The following is a 17,369-nucleotide window of genomic DNA, read 5'->3' as shown; positions in this document are numbered from 1 at the left end:
ACGTCCCCGTTTCGTTTGCAGAAAGGGAGACGTTCCGGACTAAGATAGAATCCGCTCGGCTCGCTTTGGTTCCAGTGGAACCGTTGGTGGAGCCGGGCGTTAGACACCGTCTATCTCCTTCCTGTAATTGGACAATTTCGCGACATCGGTTTGATGTTTGCGTGCAAAGTACGTGCCGAATGGACCTTTTTGCTCAAGCCAAAGCCCAGGGAATTCAGACCGAATTCCTGGATGGACAAGGTCACCGCCGTGTGACGGACGCCGCCGCGCTCAAAATCATCCTGGATGCCCTGCCGCCGCAGGCCCCGGGACCGCTGGTCGGCCACCCCGTGGTGGTCCGGTCCGGGCGGCCGTCGCGAACCGAGCTCCCGGCTACAGCCAGGCTTCCGGTGGAGTGGAAAATCGTTGCGGACTCAGGGCTTATCGCCGAGGGCGAGAGCTCCGATCACGCCATCGACTGGCCCAGGGACCTGCCACATGGCGTTTACCGGCTTCAGGTGAGCGACGCCTCGACCGCCGAAGACGTGCCGCTGATTTCGGCGCCGGAAAGGGCGTTTGGTGGCGAGTTCGACCGTTGCTGGCTGCTCGCGGTCCAGCTTTACGGCGTCCGCTCCGCCCGCAACTGGGGCATGGGCGACTTTACCGACCTCGCCCGCCTGATCGAACTCGCCGATCATCTCGGCGCCGACGGCGTCGGCCTCAATCCGCTGCATGCCCTGTTCGACGATCGTCCGGGCGATTGCAGCCCGTATTCGCCGAACAGCCGGTTGTTTCTCAACGCGCTCTATATCGACGTTGAAAAGCTGCCCGAATTTCAGCCCGATCCCGAAACAAGCGCGGCGCTGGCGCCGTTGCGGGCAGGCGATGTCGTCGATTACGTCGGTGTCGCCGGTCTGAAATGGCGGGCGCTGCGCAGGGCCTTTGCTGTCTTCAAGGCCAACGCCAAGCCGGCCCGCCAACAGGATTTTGACAATTTCCGCGCCGAGCGCGGCGCCTTGCTGTCGCACTTTGCCTGCTTCGAGGCGCTCCGGCGCAAATTCGGCAAGCCGTGGTGGGAATGGCCGGAAGCGTGGCGGCAGCCGGACGATGCCAGATGCGCTGCCCTGCGCCAGGGCGCGGACGCCTCCGAAATCGAGTTCGTCGAATTCGTGCAATGGACCGCCGACCGGCAGTTGGGGGCGGCCGCCGATCTGGCGAAGCAACTCGGCATGAAGGTCGGGCTCTATCTCGACGTCGCGGTCGGCGTGCAGGCCGACGGCTTCGACGCCTGGAACGAGCAGGTTGCGATCTCCCGCCATCTCGGCGTCGGCGCGCCGCCCGATCCGCTCAACACCGCCGGCCAGACCTGGGGCCTCGCCGGCTTCAATGCCGTGGGGCTCGAGCTTGAGTCCTTTGCGCCCTACCGCGACATGCTGCGCGCCTCGATGCGCCACGCCGGCGCGATCCGTCTCGACCATGTGCTCGGGCTGAAGCGGCTCTACTTGGTGCCGCAAGGCTTCAGCGCCCGCGACGGCGTCTACGTCCAGATGCCGTTCGAGGCGCTGTTGGCCGTGACCGCGGAGGAAAGCGTTGCCAATCGCTGCGTCGTGATCGGCGAAGACCTCGGCACCGTGCCGGAAGGGTTTCGCGACCAGATCGCCGATTGGGGCATCTGGTCGTATCTCGTGATGATGTTCGAACGCGACGATGCCGGCTCGTTCCGCCATATCGACCACTACTTGACCAATGCGCTCGTCACCTTCAACACCCACGATCTCTCGACCTATGCCGGCTGGCGCTCCTTCGGCGATCTCGAGCTGAAGCGCTCGCTCGGCATCGATCCGGGCGAGAGCGACGATGCGCGCTGGCATGCGCTGGCGATGCTGGACGATGTGCTGCGTCATCACGCCATCGACCGCAACGATCTCTATTCGGTGGCGAGTTTTCTGGCGCGCACCAGGTCGCGGCTGCTCGCGATCTCGCTGGAGGACCTGCTCGGGGTGGTGGACCAGCCCAATATTCCCGGCACCGTCAACGAGCATCCGAACTGGCGGCGGCGGCTTCCGGTGCCGATCGAGGAAATGACATCGATGGTCGACGTCGCCGCACTCAAGGCGGCAACCCATGAGCGGTCGCGCGCCGCGCTCTGATACAGCATGATCCGGAAAAGTGGTTGCCGGTTTTCCGAAAAGATCATGCTCAAGGATGAAGGTGGAACGGGATGACAGTTCGAAGAAATGCCATCCCGCTCCAGCGGTGAAACACCTTGTCGTGCCGGATCGAAGACTATGGGTTGATCGGCGATTGCGAGACCGCGGCGCTGGTCGGCCGTGACGGATCGATCGACTGGCTGTGCTGGCCGGCCTTCGATTCCGACGCCTGCTTCGCAGCCCTTCTCGGCAGCGAGAAGCACGGCCGTTGGCTGATCGCCCCGGCGGAGGAGGTTACCGGCACCTCGCGCAACTATTGGGGCGATACCCTGATCCTGCAGACGCGGTTCGAGACCGCCGGTGGCGCAGTCGAACTGATCGATTTCATGCCACCGCGCGGCAACGCCTCCGACGTGGTGCGGCTGGTGCGCGGCGTTCGCGGCCGGGTCAGGATGCACATGCAACTGGTGATCCGCTTCGGCTTCGGCATCGATGTTCCCTGGGTCAAGAAGAGCGAGGACGGCTCGGCGCTGCTCGCGATCTGCGGCCAGGACATGACGGTGCTGCGGACGCCGGTCGAGACCCGCGGCGAGGACCTGACGACGGTCGCTGATTTCGAGGTCGGCGAGGGCGACACCATTCCCTTCGTGCTCACCTACGGCCCCTCGCATCTGCCCGTGCCCAAGCCGATCGACCCTGCCTATGCGTTGAGGGACACCGAAGCGTTCTGGAGCGAATGGTGCAGCCGTTGCACCTATGAAGGCGAGAGCCGCGACCTCGTGATGCGCTCGCTGATCACGCTGAAGGCGCAGACCTACGCCCCGACCGGCGGCATCGTCGCCGCGCCCACGACCTCGCTGCCGGAAAAGCTCGGCGGCGCACGCAACTGGGATTACCGCTTCTGCTGGCTGCGCGACGCCACCTTCACGCTGCTGGCGCTGATGAATTCCGGCTATACCGAGGAAGCCTCCGCCTGGCACCGCTGGCTGCTGCGCGCGGCGGCGGGTTCTCCCGCCAACATGCAGATCATGTACGGCATCATGGGCCAGCACCGCCTCCTGGAATGGGAGGCCACATGGCTACCCGGCTATGAAGGTGCAAAGCCGGTGCGGGTCGGCAACGCCGCGCACGCGCAACTGCAGCTTGACGTCTACGGCGAACTGATCGACGCTTTTCACCAGTGGCGCATGGCAAAACTCGAACTGGACGAAACCAGCTGGGCGATGGAATGCGCCGTGCTGCAGCACCTCGCCGGGCAATGGGACAAGCCCGATCACGGCATCTGGGAGCGCCGCGGGGCGGGCAAGCATTATGTCTCGTCGAAGGTGATGACCTGGGTCGCGTTCGACCGCGGCATCAAGAGCGCGGAAACGTTCGGCCTCAAGGCGCCGCTCGTGAAGTGGCGGGTGCTGCGCGACGCCATTCACGCCGATGTCTGCGCGAAGGGCTTTGATGCCGAGCTGAACTCTTTCGTCGAATCATACGGCTCAAAAATGCTCGACGCCAGCATCCTGCTGCTGCCGTCGGTGGGATTTCTGCCGCCGGAAGACCCGCGCGTCCGCGGCACGCTGGTGGCGATCGAGCGGCATCTGATGCGCGACGGTTTTGTGCTGCGGCACGATCCCCGCGAAGTGGAGAAGCAACCGGCCGAAGGCGCGTTCCTCGCCTGTACGCTGTGGCTGGCGCGATTCCTATGTGCTGGCGGGCGACTTCGCTCGTGCGCAAGATCTGTTTAACCGCGTGGTCGCGGTCGCCAACGATCTTGGCCTCCTGGCGGAGGAATACGATGCGGCCGCCGGTCGCCAGACCGGCAATTTCCCGCAGGCGCTGACGCACATCGCGCTGATCAATACCGCGCATAATTTGAGTGCAACGAAGCAATCGACCGAGAAGCCGGCGAAGCAGCGCTCGAAGTAGCAGCGGGCTCGGCCGGCCGCTGCCGGCCCCGGCCGGGATAGCGTTTGCCGAACGTCTCCGATGGATACTCGTCGAACAGCGCGCGATAGTAGCCGGAAAACCTTCCGAGATTGAGGAAGCCATGTTGCAGGGCGATTTCCGCGATCGTCGTCGTGGCTGGATCGCAGTCACGAAGTGCCGAATGGATGTCGCATAGCCGCTTGCGTTGAAGAAAGGTGACCGGACCGATGCCGAGCACCTCGGTAAACGCGCGATGAAGGCTGCGGCGGGACACGCCGCACTTGGCGCAAATCTCCGAAATATGCACGGGCCGGGAACCGGCGGCTTCGATATAGTGCTCGGCATTCCGGATCAGCCGGGTCGCCGATGGGATCGTCTCTGTCGTGCCGGGCGGTTGCGAATGCATGACGGTGGCGGTGACGACATCGATGATCGCCCGCCGCCAGAAATTCGCGGCCTCCGGCGACACGCGCGCGTCCGGATCGGAGAGCCGCGACACAATCTCGCGAAGTCTTGCCACGGCATCCGCGCCGATACGCGGGTCCGCGCGATAACGATGTTTGCGGCGCCAGTTGGCGGGATCGCTCATCCAACTCTCGCCGCCGAAAGCGCCGGCCACGCCGGCCAGGTCGAGCCGAAGAGCCGCATACGATGCGGCGCCATGGAATCGTCCGTCATGGTCGACCCCAGGCGGAATCACCAGAACATCCCCCGGGTCCATGTCGTACGACCAGTGCGTGACGCGGCTTTCCGCGCCGAGCAGCATGCCGACGATGAGCTTGGGATCGGACGACGTCCGTTGTGTCCGCAGTCCGACAGAGAACGATCCGACGCTGAGGGAGAAGTCTCCGACGCCGATATGGGTCAGCAGGCCGCGGAACCGGCCCCGTTGAAGCTGCATCACATCGACATGCGAGCCGTGGACGGCGTCGCGAAAGCCTTCGAAACCATCGACGCGAGACGTGAGGACCGTCAAGCCGTCCATCGGCAAAGCCCGCTGATTCGCTGCTCAAAGTGATAGCATTCAACAGATTGCGTCTGAATCGAGGTGCAGGTCGTTACATCGCCCCGGAATTTACCTTTTTGCTTTTGCCCGTGGCAGCGGCCTACGGGGCATCGATGGCGAGCGACATCGGCACGGTGAAGGGGCCTGCGGCTCCTTCCAGGTGATTGACTGCATCGAGCCGTGGTGGGCCTTGAGGCATGTGGCGGTCCGTTGCCGATGCAAAGCTTTGATTTGAATTGTCGGACAAGTCTGTCTTCGCAACGGCCGAATGATCAAGGATTGTGCTGCAACGTTTTCGACGAAGAAAAGCGATCCTTTGAAGATTGGCACAAACTGTACATCACAGCAGCGCTGACTTCGGTTAGGTTGAAAGAATCAGCCGAAAGGGAAGTCAAGGAAGGGAAATTTTCCGGTCATATGATCGGGTTATCACGCAAGGTGAATGCAAAAAGCCAACGGACCGGGGATTCGTGGGGCGCGCTGTCCGCGGCAACTGGATTGAAGAACCGGTTTAAATGCCATGACGACGATGCTGCGGGTGGAAAAGGAGCAGTGCGTTCGATCATCCGATGATCGCGCCGGCGCCATGGTCTGGATTCCCGGCGGCACATTTCGCATGGGATCCGACAGGCACTATCCCGAGGAGGCGCCAAGCCGGCAGGTTGCGGTCGGCGGCTTCTGGATCGACCAGACACCCGTAACGAACCGGCAATTCAGCCAATTCGTGGCGGCGACTGGCCATGTGACGACAGCTGAAGCTCCGCCCGACCCGAAGGAATATCCCGGCGCCCTGCCGCATATGCTCTATGCAGGCTCCCTCGTGTTCATGCGGCCGCGGTCGACGTTCGATCTGTGCGACCGGAGCCAGTGGTGGTTCTTTTTGGAGGGCGCAGACTGGCGCCATCCCTATGGTCCCAAGACCGACATCCACGGGTTCGATGATTACCCTGTCGTACACGTCTCGTTTTCCGACGCAATCGCCTATGCCAAATGGGCTTGCAAGGACCTGCCGACGGAAGCGGAATGGGAGTTTGCCGCGCGCGGCGGACTGGACGGCGCTGAATTCGCATGGGGCGACGTGTTCATGCCCGATGGCTTATGCATGGCCAACACCTGGCGGGGCGACTTTCCACGGCACAGCCGTGACGAAGACGGCTACGAACACACTTCCCCGGTGACGGCCTTTCCGCCCAACGGTTACGGGCTGCATGATATGATCGGAAATGTCTGGGAATGGACCTGCGACTGGTACTCGCCGAACCCCGAAACCGACATGGCGAAGGCGTGCTGCATTCCGCAAAATCCGCGTGGCGGCAACGAGGAAGCCAGCTACGATCCTCGGCTGCCTGACATCAAAATTCCTCGCAAGGTGCTCAAGGGCGGCTCGCATCTCTGCGCGCCCAATCATTGTCGCCGCTACCGTCCGGCGGCGCGTCACGCCGAACCGGTGCATACGTCGGCCTGTCACGTTGGATTCCGCTGCGTCGCCCGGGAACCGAACGCGTCTTGATTCTCGCCTTCGCGCTCGGCCAGCGCAAAAGGCGGTGCCGTCGGCGCAGTGGCCGCCGTGGTCGGCAAGCTCGACAGAACGCCGGGCGAGGCCGATGCGTAGGGGCTTGGACCGCGGTGGATGTGAGGCGGCGACTCCGGCGGGAACGAGCAGGCGGTGCCAATGTCGTCCGAACCACGTTTTCACGTCGGCTTCAGAACATCGATCATCGCGCTGGTCGTCGGCATTGTCCTGTTCGTCGGTCTGGCACTGGTCTATCTCAGCTTCGTCCGCGTCACGTCGATCACGCGTTCCGCCGCAAGCTCGTTTCTCGACATGGTGGCGCAACTCTCAGCCGATCGCGTCGATGCCCAACTCAAGACCGCACGCGACAGTCTCGATATCCTTCGGGGACTGACCTCGGTTCAGCAAGGAGATATCAGGGATAATCCGCGGCTGAACGTCGTGCTGGCATCGATGCTGCGAAACAACAAGCAGCTCTATAACCTCTATGTCGGTTACGACGACGGCAGCTTCCTGGAGATGGATTTCATCGATCGCGCGGGCGAAGCGGGGAAATCGCGCCTTGGGGCGCCGGATAGCGCCAAATTTCGCCTCGTCATCATCGCGAAAGCCGGGGATGGCGGGAAACTCATTTCTTCCATCCATTTTCTGTCCGACACGCTCGCATCCATTTCGCAGCTCCCAGGCCCGGCGGATTACGACCCGCGCAGCAGGCTGTGGTTCAAGGATGCCCACGAGCCCAACGCCGGCCTGCTCACCGAGCCCTATGTGTTCTTTGCTACCGGAGAGGCCGGCTACACGGTCCGCGTTCCGATCGAAGGCGGTCGTCGCGGCGTGGTGGCGGGGGATATATTGCTCAGCGAAGCCGAAGCCATGTTGCGCAGGCAGCAGATCGGTAAATCCGGTCTCGCCTTTCTGTTTGACGATGCGGGCCGCGTGCTTGTGCATCCGGATATGCGGAACTTGATGGAAGCGGCGGACCGCAGCGGCCAGCCAGGTGAACTGCCGCGCCTCAGTGCGGTCGATACCATCGGCATATCCGCCGCGATCAGTGCCTGGCGGAAGAGTGGCGTGGCGCAGCAGTTCTTCCGCGACAGCAACGGCAGGACCTATGCAGCCGCGTTCCATCCGATCGCACTGGCCGGCGCCGAGAATCTGAACCTCGGCCTGTTTGCGCCCGTCGATGAATTCTATGCTCAAATCGAAGCCGACCGGCGCAAGCTGTTCGTCGTCGCTATCGCCTTCGTGCTGGCCGCGCTGCCGATTGCGTTCGCATTGGGATCGATGCTTTCGGGTTCGCTAAGGGAGTTGGCCCGGGAAACCGACAATATCCAGAAATTCCGGTTTACGAATGAAGCGCAGCTGCATTCGCCGATTCGCGAAATCGACGAGCTGGGACGCTCGGTCTCCACCATGCGCACGCTGATCCAGACATTCTCGAATTTCGTTCCGAAACGTCTCGTCCAGCAACTCGTCGAAACCGGGAACGCGATGACGCTTGGCGGTACGCGGCGCGAGGTGACGATCCTGTTTGCCGATGTCGCCAACTTCACCGGCATCACCGAACATCGGGACCCGGCCCAGGTCATGCAGTTCACCTCACGCTACTTCGCGGCGTTGTCGGAGGCCATCATGGCGAACAAGGGCACGGTCGACAAGTTCATCGGCGACGCCGTGATGGCGATATGGAATGCGCCGATCGAGGACGACGATCATGTCGCGAATGCCTGTGCAGCGGTTCTTGCCTGCATCAAGGTCAACCGCGAACTCAATGCCGAATTCGAGCGCGAGGGATGGCCTGCCTACCACACGCGGTTTGGGATGCATGTAGGCGATGTCGTGGTCGGGAATATAGGCTCGTCCGACCGGATGAATTACACGGTACTGGGGGCGGCCGTTAATCTCGCAGCGCGCCTTGAATCCCTGAACAAGCAATACCAAACGACGGCGCTCGTGAGCGAGGCCGTCAAGCAGCGCGTCGAGCAGCGCTTCGTGTTTCGGAGCGTGGATCGCATCAAGCCCAAGGGATTCGCAGCGGAGTCCCAGGTCCACGAGTTGGTAGGGGCGAGGGCCGAAAGCGGTATTCGCAGGGCGGTCTGAGCGGGCGTATCCCGCCGGAGACGATCAGCCATCAAGCCTGCAGCGACGTGAGGAGGCGTCGGGGCGCGGCCGTACAGAAAGTCGCGCGAGCCGGCACCTGACTTCACCGCGGCAGGCCCGGGCTGGGGGTGAGCCTGCCTTTCATGGGAGGAGGCGGCGGTCCGACACCGGCTCGCGCTTGCCGATCGTGCCGGACCACAGAAGCGGATTCGCCGCGCGAAGACTTTGAGAACTCCTCGATTTATCCTTCACGCCGGCTTGATACAGCGGAGCATGGCGTTTTCGAACGAAGCGGGTGCCGGTTCGCGTGAAGAAAACGCCTCAAAATTGAATCCCTATCCGAGCTGCAGCACCATCTCGATCGCAGCCGCAAATCCGTCGCGCTCGTTGCTGTCGGTCACGTGCGTCGCGTGCTGCTTGATGCCGTCGGCCGCATTGCCCATCGCAAACGAAACGCCGCTCCTGGCAAACATCGGAAGATCATTCTCCATGTCGCCGATGGTCGCCACCGCCGCGGCCGGAATGCCGAGTCGCCTGGTCATCGCGTCCACGAAGGTGCCCTTGTCATGACCCGGCGGGGTGACGTCGAGATAATAGGTCTGCGAGCGGACCGCGGTCGCCTCGCCGCCGACCGCCTCTTTCATCGCCACTTCGCAACGCTGCAGCAACGCCGCATCCGAACTGGCGCCGACGATCTTGCAGGCGGCTCCGAGATGCGATGTGAAATCCGGGATGATGGTCGGATCGGCCTTGATCGCCCGCTTTTCGTGCGGGACGTACTCGCCATCGGGATTGCGTGTGTACCAGCGGTCGCTGGTGAACAGCCAGATATCCACGCCGAACGCGTTGAGCACGTCGAGGCTGCGCTGCACTACTGCCGGCGAAATCAGATGCTGCTCGATCGGCCTGAACTTGTCGTCAACGATCGAGCTGCCGTTGAAGGCGCCGACGGGAAGTGTGATCGAAAGCGGCTCGATCAGAAACCCCATGCCGATGGTCGGCCGGCTGGAGACGATGGTGAAGCCGATGCCGGCCTCGTGCAGCCTGCGCACCGCTGCCTTTGCGCCATCGGTCAGGACTTTGTCCTTCGTCAACAGGGTGCCGTCGACGTCGGAAACAACAAGCGCAATGCGGGTCATTGGGGAACCAGGTTCAATTGATTGACGATGTCATCCACGATTCTCTCGACGGTAGCATCGATCGATACCGTGATCGGCCGCTCGCCGGCGACCGGCGGCTCCAGCGTCCTGAACTGGCTGGCGAGCAGGCCGGGCGGCATGAAGTGGCCCTGGCGGGCGGCAAGGCGGGCCGCGATCAGATCCTGCGTTCCGTCGAGAAAGACGATGCGGACATCGTCGCGGCCGTGCACGAGGATGTCGCGATAGGAGCGCTTCAGCGCCGAGCAGGCAATGACGGCGCGCTCGCCGGCGACCGAGAGGCGGTCGATCTCGTCGGCGATCGCCTGCAGCCACGGCCAGCGGTCCTCGTCGGTCAGCGGATGGCCGGCGCTCATCTTCGCGACGTTGCTTGCCGGGTGAAACCTGTCGCCATCCTCGTAGCGCCAGCCGAGGCGTGTGGCCAGGTGATCGGCGATGGTGCTCTTGCCCGAGCCGGAAACGCCCATCACCACCAGCGCGCAAGGGAACTCACTGCCCACCAAAATTCTCCGGAATCGCGGCGCGGTCCACCAGCCAGACCGTCTCGCCGGCGGATCGCGCGCGGTTGGCGGGCAGGTTCTCGGCTGCGAACAGGCGCGTCAAGATCGCGCGCTTTTCCGCGCCTGCAACCTCGAACAGCATTTCGCGGCAGGAGCCGAGGGTGGGCAACGTGAGGGTAACCCGCGGGACGAACGGCTCGACATTCGCCCGGGGTATACCGACAACCCAGCGCGCCGCTTCGTCGAGCGCGGGGTCGCCGGGAAACAGCGATGCGGTATGGCCGTCGGGACCCACGCCCATCAGCACGAGATCGAACAGCGGCCTGGCTTGATCGAGCGCATCCGCACCATAGAACGACTTCAACTCCTGCTCGTACAGCGCGGCGCCCCGGTCGGGATCGGCAGGGTCGGCGGTCGCGGTCGGAATTGGATGGATGTTTGCCGCCGGCGCGCATCGGTCCAGGAAAGCCGTTCGCGCCATGCCCATGTTGTTGAGCGGATCATCAGCCGGCACGAAGCGCTCGTCGCCGATGAACCAGTGCACACGCTGCCATGGGATCCGGCTTCGATAGGCGGCGGTCGCAAGCAACTGATAGAGCTGCTTCGGGCTCGATCCGCCGGTCAGGCAGATCGCCACGCGGCCGCTGTTGGCGGCCGTTCTGGCCAGCACATGTTCGGCGGCAGTCGCCGCCATCGCCGCTGGATCGGCGACCGTGATCACGTGGCGATTGTCGTTCGCAGCCATTATTCACCCGAGCTTTCGCCAGCTTCGGCCGTCGCGCCTCAACAGTTCGTTCGCTTCCGCGGGCCCTTCGCTGCCGGCCTTGTAGGTCTTCAACCCGTCGGCTCCCGCCTTCTTCCAGGCATCGATGAACGGCTGCACCGCCTTCCAGCCGGCCTCGACGCTGTCGGCACGCTGGAACAGGATGTTGTCGCCGATCATGCAGTCATAGATCAGCGTCTCGTAGCCGGTCGAGGGCTCCGCCTTGAAATAGTCCTTGTAGCGAAACTTCATCTCGACGCCATCGATCAGGATCGAGGGGCCGGGCACCTTGGTGTTGAACTGCAGCGCAATTCCCTCGTTCGGTGCGACGCCGATCACGAGGTAGTTCTGCGCCAGGCTTTCCACCGGCGTGCAGTTGAACATCGCGAACGGCGCCTGCTTGAACTTGATCGCGACTTCAGTGCGCTTGACGCCGAGCGCCTTGCCGGTGCGCAGGTAAAAGGGAACGCCGGCCCAGCGCCAATTGTCGATGACCAGCTTCAGCGCCGCATAGGTTTCGGTGGTGCTGCCGGCTGCGACGTCCTCGATCTTGCGATAGTCGGCGATCTCGTTGTCTCCGATCCGGCCGGCCAGATACTGGCCGCGCACCGAATTCCGCAGCGCCTCGGCCTCGCTCTGCGGCTGGATCGCAGCGAGCACATCCGCCTTTTCTCCGCGCACGGAATGCGCGTCGAAGCGGATCGGCGGCTCCATCGCGACCAGTGACAGCAACTGGAACAGGTGGTTCGGCACCATGTCGCGCAGCGCGCCGGTCTGGTCGTAGAAGCTGCCGCGGTGGCCGACGCCGAGCTGTTCATTGACGGTGATTTGCACGTGATCGATGTGGTTGCGGTTCCAGATCGGCTCGAACATGCCGTTGGCGAAGCGCAGCACCAGAATGTTCTGCACCGTCTCCTTGCCGAGATAGTGATCGATCCGGTAAACCTCGTGTTCATCGACGAGCTTGAGCAATTCGCTGTTCAGCGCCCTCGCGGAAGCCAGATCGGTGCCGAACGGCTTTTCCACCACCAGCCGCCGCCACGCACCGTTCTCGGCCAGCATTCCGGTGCGGCCGAGCTCGCGGCTGATCGGCAGGAACGCGTTGGGCGGGGTCGCCAGATAGAACAGCCGGTTGCCGCCGGTGCTTCGCGCGGCTTCCAGTTCGCCGAGTTGCTTGCTCATCGCATCGAAGGAAGCCGGATCTTTCGGATCGGCCTCGATACAGGTGAGGCATTCCAGGAGGCGCCGCGAAATCGCCTCGTCCACCTGCTGGGTCGCGAACTGGCGCAGCCCTTTCATCAGGCTGTCGCGCAACCTGTCGCTCGTCATGCCCTTGCGGGCGACGCCGACCAGGCAGAATCTGTCCGGCAGGAGATCGCTGGCGGCGAGGTTATAGAGCGCGGGAACGACCAGCCGGTGCGCGAGATCGCCGGTCACGCCGAAAACGACGAAGGAGCAGGGATCGGGTTTCCTCTTTGCTGTCTGACCGACCGCCATGACCGCTCAGGCCTTCGTGTCAGTTTTTTTCGGCGGCTCCTTGTGGCCGCCGAAACCGGCGCGCATCGCCGACAGGATCTTTTCCGCAAAGGTGTGATCCTTGCGCGAACGGAAGCGGGCGTAGAGCGCCGCCGTCAGCACTTCCGCCGGCACGGCTTCGTCGATCGCGGCGTTGACGGTCCAGCGGCCTTCGCCGGAATCCTCCACAAAGCCGGAGTAATTCTCCAGCGTCCGGTTTTCCGCGAGCGCGGAGGATGTGAGATCGAGCAGCCAGGACGGGATCACGCTGCCGCGCCGCCACACTTCGGCGATATCAGCAATATCGAGGTTGAATCGATGCTCCGGCGGCAACGCGTCGATATTGGCGTTCTTCAGAATGTCAAAACCTTCGGCATAGGCCTGCATCAGGCCGTATTCGATGCCGTTGTGGATCATCTTGACGAAGTGTCCGGCGCCGGACGGGCCGGCATGGATGTAGCCCTGCTCGATACGCGGGTCGCGGCCCTCGCGCCCGGCTGTGCGCGGGATGTCGCCGACACCTGGCGCCAGCGTCTTGAAGATCGGATCGAGCCGGTCCACCACCGCCTTGTCGCCGCCGATCATCATGCAATAGCCGCGCTCGATACCCCAGACGCCGCCGCTGGTGCCGACGTCGAGATAATGCAGGCCCTTCGCCCTCAGCGCCGCGCCGCGGCGGACGTCGTCCTGCCAGAACGTGTTGCCGCCATCGATGACGACGTCGCCGGGCTGCATCAGCTTTGCCAATGCCTCGATGGTCGCCTCGGTGATCTTGCCTGCCGGCAGCATCACCCAGGCGGTGCGCGGCTTCTCGAGCTTGGCCACGAAATCTTCCAGCGTATCGGCTCCGGTTGCACCTTCGCCGGCGAGGCCAGCCACCGCCTTCGCATCCTTGTCGTACACCACGGCGGTGTGGCCGTTGTTCATCAGCCGGCGGACGATGTTGCCGCCCATCCGGCCGAGGCCGATCATGCCGAGTTGCATCTTCTGACTTTCCTAACTGAGCGCTTCCGCGATCGCGGCATCGAGTGCGGACAATCCCGATCCGAGGTCGCCCTTGAGATGGATGCGCAACGCGCGCCGCCCACGTTCGGTGAGCACGTCGAAATCGCCGCGCGCCTGCGCCGCCTTGATGGTGCCGAAACTCGCCTTCTGCCCGGGCACCGGCAAATCCTCGGCATCGTCAGCCGTGATCTGCAGGAACACGCCGCTGTCGGGGCCGCCCTTGTAGGCCTGGCCGGTAGAGTGCAGGAAGCGCGGGCCGAATTCGGCGCAGGTTGCAACGTGATGCGTGTCGCGCACCGCCAGCCGCATCTTCTGCAGTGAGCCGATCGTGCCGGGCTCTCGCGCGATATAGGCGAGCAGGGCGACATAGTCGCCGCTCTCCGAACGCGAAAGATGCGCCTTGATCCAGGAGCCGAGCGTGCCGTCGGCGCCGGCCTTGCGCAGCTCAGCGGCGTTGTGCGCGTCGGTGTAGAGATCGGCCTCGTCGGTCGAAACTACCGGCTTCTCCGCAGGCAGCGCGCCGGTCTTCTCGAACGCGCCAGTCAGCTCGCGGGTCTTGATCTTGGCTGCTTCCACATCGGGCTGGTTGAACGGGTTGATGCCGAGGATCGCGCCCGCCACAGCGGTCGCCATCTCAAACCGGAAAAATTCCTGGCCGATGTGGTCGATCGATTTCATGACGATGCGGGCCACGGGATGTCCGGCCGCTTCGAGCGCCTTGAGCCGGTCATCATGCGAGGCGTCGTCCTCACCTTCGGTACGGATGTCAATGAAGAAGCGGTCGTTGCCGTAAAGCGCGGGATCGCCGAGCGGCTCGCTGTCGATCGGGATCAGGCCTTTGCCGTCCTTGCCGGTGGATTCGGCGATCAGTTGTTCGGCCCAGGCGCCGAAATCGGCGACCTTCTCCGACGAAGTAATCGTCACCTTGTCGCGGCCTTCGAGACCGGCCAGCCCCATCGCCAGCCCGAGCTGCACGCCGGGGTTTTCATGCGGCGGCACATCGGCGCCGCAGGAGCGCACCATCGCGAGCGCGTGCGTGACCAGGCTGCGAACGTCGATGCCGCCAGCCGCAGCCGGCACCAGCCCGAACGGCGACAGCACCGAATAGCGTCCGCCGATTGCGGGATCGCCATGGAAGATGCGGGCAAAGCCCTGCTTGATCGCGACCTTCTCCAGCGACGAGCCGGGATCGGTGACGGCGATGAAGCGGTGCCCGGCCTTGTCCTTGCCGATGGTTTTGGAGACACGATCGAAGAAGTAATCCTTCATCACGTTCGGTTCGGTGGTGCCGCCCGATTTGCTGGAGACAATGAACAGCGTGCGGGCGAGATCGACCGTATCCTCCATCGCGCGCACCTGCGCGGGATCGGTGGAATCAAGCACATGCAGCTTCGGGAAGCCGGATTTTTTGGCGAACGTTTCCGCCAGCACTTCCGGCCCCAGGCTCGATCCGCCCATGCCGAGCACCACGGCATCGCTGAAATTCTGTCCCTTCACGCGGCGGGCAAAATCCTCGTAATCGGCGACGTCGGCGGCCGCAGGGCTGTTCAGCCAGCCCAGCCATTTGTTCTCGTCGTCATCGGTCCAGACCGATTTGTCCTTCTGCCACAAGCGGCGGATTGTCGCCGATGCGCGCCAATCCTCGGTGCTGTCAGCCACGGCCTTCCTGATGCCGTCGCCGAGCGCGAGCTGCTGGCGGTCGATGCCGCCACTGAGCGAAGCCGCGCGCTTCTGAGCGACCGCGCCATAGAGCTTGTCGACGGCATCCGCAAAAAGTTTGACGCCGTCCTTGACCAGCTCTTCCGTGATGGCGTCGAGCGAGATGCCGGACTTTTCCAGCTCTTCCAGCACGCGCCTTGCGTCCTCGACATTCTCCTCGAGGCTGTCCCTGACTTGGCCATGGTCGCGGAATGCGTCGAGCGTTGCCGGCGGCACGGTGTTGACGGTGTTGGGGCCGATCAATTCCTCGACATACAGCACGTCGCTGTAGTCCTTGTTCTTGGTGCCGGTGGACGCCCACAGCAAACGCTGCGGCTTTGCGCCCTTGGCCGCGAGCTTCTCCCAGCGGGGGCCAGAGAACAGCCGCTTGTAGTCCTGATAGGCAAGCTTGGCGTTGGCGACGGCGATCTTGCCCCTCAGCGCGCTCAGCCGCTCCTTCTCGCCGGGATCATTGGCCCTCGCGATCCTGTCGTCGAGCTGCTTGTCGACGGCGGTATCGATGCGGCTGACGAAGAAGGAGGCGACGCTGGCGACGGGCGCGGGATTGCCGCCCTTGGCGACGTATTTTTCGAGGCCGGCGATGTAGGCTTCCGCCACCTCGCGATACACGTCCTGCGAGAACAACAGCGTGATGTTGATGCTGATGCCTTCGCCGATCAGATGTTCGATCGCGGGCAAGCCTTCCGGCGTGGCCGGCACCTTCACCATCAGGTTCTGCCGCTTGACGTCGTTCCAGAGCCGTTCGGCTTCCGCAATGGTCCCTTTGGTATCCATCGCCAGATAGGGCGAGACCTCGAGGCTGACGAAACCGTCGCTGCCGTTCAAGTGGTCGTAAACCCGGCGCAGCACGTCGGCGGCGTTCTGGATGTCCTCGACGGCGAGCGCCTCGAACAGGTCGGCGACGGGGCGGTCGCCGTCCTTCAGGGCATGACCGATCGCGCCGTCATATTCGTCCGAACTGCCGATCGCCTTTTCGAAGATCGAAGGGTTCGACGTCACGCCCTTGACGCCGTCGGTGTCGATCAGCGCCTTGAGGTCGCCCTTGGCGACGAAGCCGCGGGCGAGGAAGTCCAGCCAGATCGCCTGGCCATGGTTTTCGAGTGCTTTGACGGGATTCATGGTGCCTGTTCTGTTCGGTCGGTTTTTTTTGGGTTTCCGGCAGCTTTCGGGGGCAGGGCCGGAAAGTCAACATTTGGTTGGGCATGCTGCCGGATGGAATGGGGCGGTCCGGGACGATAACGCCATTGGCACCGGTTCGATCCCGAAATGGCTGCTCTTGCCTTCCTCGATCCCGGCGGATCGGTCGAACCGATTTCCGGAATTGTGACACCAACGGGCACAAGCACGAAGTCGTGAAGGAGGCCGTCATGATCAGTCGTTTTTCGCCCCCCATCCGTCTCGTGCTTTTGTGTGGCCTGATCGCGCTTAGCTCGACCACGGCGGGAGCGGCCGGCATCGGCGCGCATTTGAGGGTTCATGCGCAAAACATGCCGCGGGCGGTTGCAGGGGGACACAACCCGCATGTCGGCGTGGGATGCGGCAAAGGCTGCGCCGAAAGCCGAAATCGCGCCCCGGAGGATATTGCGTCGATGCATGAAAATCTTTCCGGCCAAAGTAAAATCTTTCCGGCCAAAGTGGTGTGGGTCACAGACCAAAGTAGTGGGGCGTACCAACCTATGTAGTATGGCTCATTTGTGCCGGAGTGCCGCAAGCTCCTTGCGATCCGTCACCAACTCGGAGCATTCGTGCAGATCGGAGCGATCAACGCGGAAGATCTTGCCGTCGGCGCCGGCAACCAAATAATTGCTGGCGTCGTCGTCGGGCTTGTTGCGCTCCCGGATCATGATCTGCTTCGGATGCTGCGCCAGATGGCTGGCGTCATAACGACGCACGAAGCAGGCATAGGTCTTCTGGCTGAGCGGGCCGCCGAACCTTCGGGCATCGAAGGCGGTGGCTTCAGCGTCGTCGACGCCTTCCTCGGCGTGACAGGCATAGGCTCCGATGACGGAGGCAAATGCGGCGACGATGCCGGTCTATTTCATGGC

Annotated in this window: 12 protein-coding genes and 1 pseudogene; 5 read left to right on the top strand and 8 right to left on the bottom strand. The window is 63.3% G+C overall.

Annotated elements, in window-relative coordinates; genetic code table 11:
- The first annotated feature begins 179 nt into the window (after positions 1–179).
- Positions 180–2,129 (top strand): 4-alpha-glucanotransferase, encoded by a 1,950-nt coding sequence (gene malQ / locus V1293_RS16005; RefSeq protein WP_334510867.1) that lies wholly within the window; start codon positions 180–182, stop codon positions 2,127–2,129.
- 116 nt (positions 2,130–2,245) lie between these two features.
- Positions 2,246–4,046, top strand: a pseudogene (locus tag V1293_RS16000) (glycoside hydrolase family 15 protein).
- On the opposite strand, the gene V1293_RS15995 reads toward V1293_RS16000, so the two are convergent.
- Positions 3,976–5,031, bottom strand: coding sequence for a helix-turn-helix domain-containing protein (locus V1293_RS15995; RefSeq protein ID WP_334510866.1), 1,056 nt, complete (start codon positions 5,029–5,031; stop codon positions 3,976–3,978). The pseudogene V1293_RS16000 and the gene V1293_RS15995 sit on opposite strands and share 71 nt — an antisense overlap.
- A 550-nt stretch (positions 5,032–5,581) precedes the next feature.
- On the opposite strand from V1293_RS15995, the gene V1293_RS15990 reads away from it, so the two are divergent.
- On the top strand, positions 5,582–6,562 hold the full coding sequence (locus V1293_RS15990) for a formylglycine-generating enzyme family protein (RefSeq protein WP_334516736.1): 981 nt from the start codon (positions 5,582–5,584) through the stop codon (positions 6,560–6,562).
- A gap of 162 nt (positions 6,563–6,724) precedes the next feature.
- Positions 6,725–8,665 carry an adenylate/guanylate cyclase domain-containing protein gene (locus tag V1293_RS15985; RefSeq protein WP_334510865.1) on the top strand — a complete coding sequence of 647 codons (1,941 nt, stop codon included), beginning with the start codon at positions 6,725–6,727 and terminating at the stop codon, positions 8,663–8,665.
- A 335-nt stretch (positions 8,666–9,000) separates the two neighbouring features.
- Here the strand turns inward: V1293_RS15985 and V1293_RS15980 are convergent, their stop codons facing one another.
- The 6 genes from V1293_RS15980 to V1293_RS15955 are packed head-to-tail and all read right to left on the bottom strand — an operon-like array spanning position 9,001 to position 16,443.
- Positions 9,001–9,804 (bottom strand): Cof-type HAD-IIB family hydrolase, encoded by an 804-nt coding sequence (locus tag V1293_RS15980; protein WP_334510864.1) that lies wholly within the window; start codon positions 9,802–9,804, stop codon positions 9,001–9,003.
- Positions 9,801–10,325: a gluconokinase gene (locus tag V1293_RS15975; RefSeq protein WP_334510863.1), complete on the bottom strand. Its 525-nt coding sequence runs from the start codon at positions 10,323–10,325 to the stop codon at positions 9,801–9,803. Before V1293_RS15975 ends, V1293_RS15980 begins: the two co-directional genes overlap by 4 nt.
- Positions 10,312–11,067: a 6-phosphogluconolactonase gene (gene pgl / locus V1293_RS15970; protein WP_334510862.1), complete on the bottom strand. Its 756-nt coding sequence runs from the start codon at positions 11,065–11,067 to the stop codon at positions 10,312–10,314. Before pgl ends, V1293_RS15975 begins: the two co-directional genes overlap by 14 nt.
- 3 nt (positions 11,068–11,070) lie before the next feature.
- Complete coding sequence (gene zwf, locus V1293_RS15965) at positions 11,071–12,582, bottom strand: glucose-6-phosphate dehydrogenase (RefSeq protein WP_334510861.1); 1,512 nt, start codon at positions 12,580–12,582, stop codon at positions 11,071–11,073.
- Between the two features lie 6 nt (positions 12,583–12,588).
- Complete coding sequence (gnd, locus tag V1293_RS15960) at positions 12,589–13,584, bottom strand: phosphogluconate dehydrogenase (NAD(+)-dependent, decarboxylating) (protein ID WP_334510860.1); 996 nt, start codon at positions 13,582–13,584, stop codon at positions 12,589–12,591.
- Between the two features lie 12 nt (positions 13,585–13,596).
- Positions 13,597–16,443, bottom strand: coding sequence for a bifunctional transaldolase/phosoglucose isomerase (locus tag V1293_RS15955; protein ID WP_334510859.1), 2,847 nt, complete (start codon positions 16,441–16,443; stop codon positions 13,597–13,599).
- A 248-nt stretch (positions 16,444–16,691) separates the two neighbouring features.
- On the opposite strand from V1293_RS15955, the gene V1293_RS15950 reads away from it, so the two are divergent.
- Entirely contained in the window at positions 16,692–17,006 is a 315-nt protein-coding gene (locus V1293_RS15950; RefSeq protein ID WP_334510858.1) for a hypothetical protein, read from the top strand.
- 6 nt (positions 17,007–17,012) lie between these two features.
- Here the strand turns inward: V1293_RS15950 and V1293_RS15945 are convergent, their stop codons facing one another.
- Positions 17,013–17,216, bottom strand: coding sequence for a hypothetical protein (locus V1293_RS15945; RefSeq protein ID WP_442894247.1), 204 nt, complete (start codon positions 17,214–17,216; stop codon positions 17,013–17,015).
- Between the last annotated feature and the right edge of the window lie 153 nt (positions 17,217–17,369).

The sequence above is a fragment of the Bradyrhizobium sp. AZCC 1693 genome (genome assembly GCF_036924745.1).
Classification (GTDB): Bacteria; Pseudomonadota; Alphaproteobacteria; order Rhizobiales; family Xanthobacteraceae; genus Bradyrhizobium.
This window is presented reverse-complemented; position numbering and strand designations above follow the sequence as displayed.

Excerpts from the sequence above, each read along its gene's own strand:
- pgl (WP_334510862.1), bottom strand. The coding sequence starts at position 11,067 with ATGGCTGCGAACGACAATCGCCACGTGATCACGGTCGCCGATCCAGCG.
- V1293_RS15980 (WP_334510864.1), bottom strand. The coding sequence starts at position 9,804 with ATGACCCGCATTGCGCTTGTTGTTTCCGACGTCGACGGCACCCTGTTG.
- gnd (WP_334510860.1), bottom strand. The coding sequence starts at position 13,584 with ATGCAACTCGGCATGATCGGCCTCGGCCGGATGGGCGGCAACATCGTC.
- V1293_RS15950 (WP_334510858.1), top strand. The coding sequence starts at position 16,692 with ATGATCAGTCGTTTTTCGCCCCCCATCCGTCTCGTGCTTTTGTGTGGC.
- V1293_RS15955 (WP_334510859.1), bottom strand. The coding sequence starts at position 16,443 with ATGAATCCCGTCAAAGCACTCGAAAACCATGGCCAGGCGATCTGGCTG.
- V1293_RS15990 (WP_334516736.1), top strand. The coding sequence starts at position 5,582 with ATGCTGCGGGTGGAAAAGGAGCAGTGCGTTCGATCATCCGATGATCGC.
- zwf (WP_334510861.1), bottom strand. The coding sequence starts at position 12,582 with ATGGCGGTCGGTCAGACAGCAAAGAGGAAACCCGATCCCTGCTCCTTC.
- malQ (WP_334510867.1), top strand. The coding sequence starts at position 180 with ATGGACCTTTTTGCTCAAGCCAAAGCCCAGGGAATTCAGACCGAATTC.
- V1293_RS15995 (WP_334510866.1), bottom strand. The coding sequence starts at position 5,031 with ATGGACGGCTTGACGGTCCTCACGTCTCGCGTCGATGGTTTCGAAGGC.
- V1293_RS15985 (WP_334510865.1), top strand. The coding sequence starts at position 6,725 with ATGTCGTCCGAACCACGTTTTCACGTCGGCTTCAGAACATCGATCATC.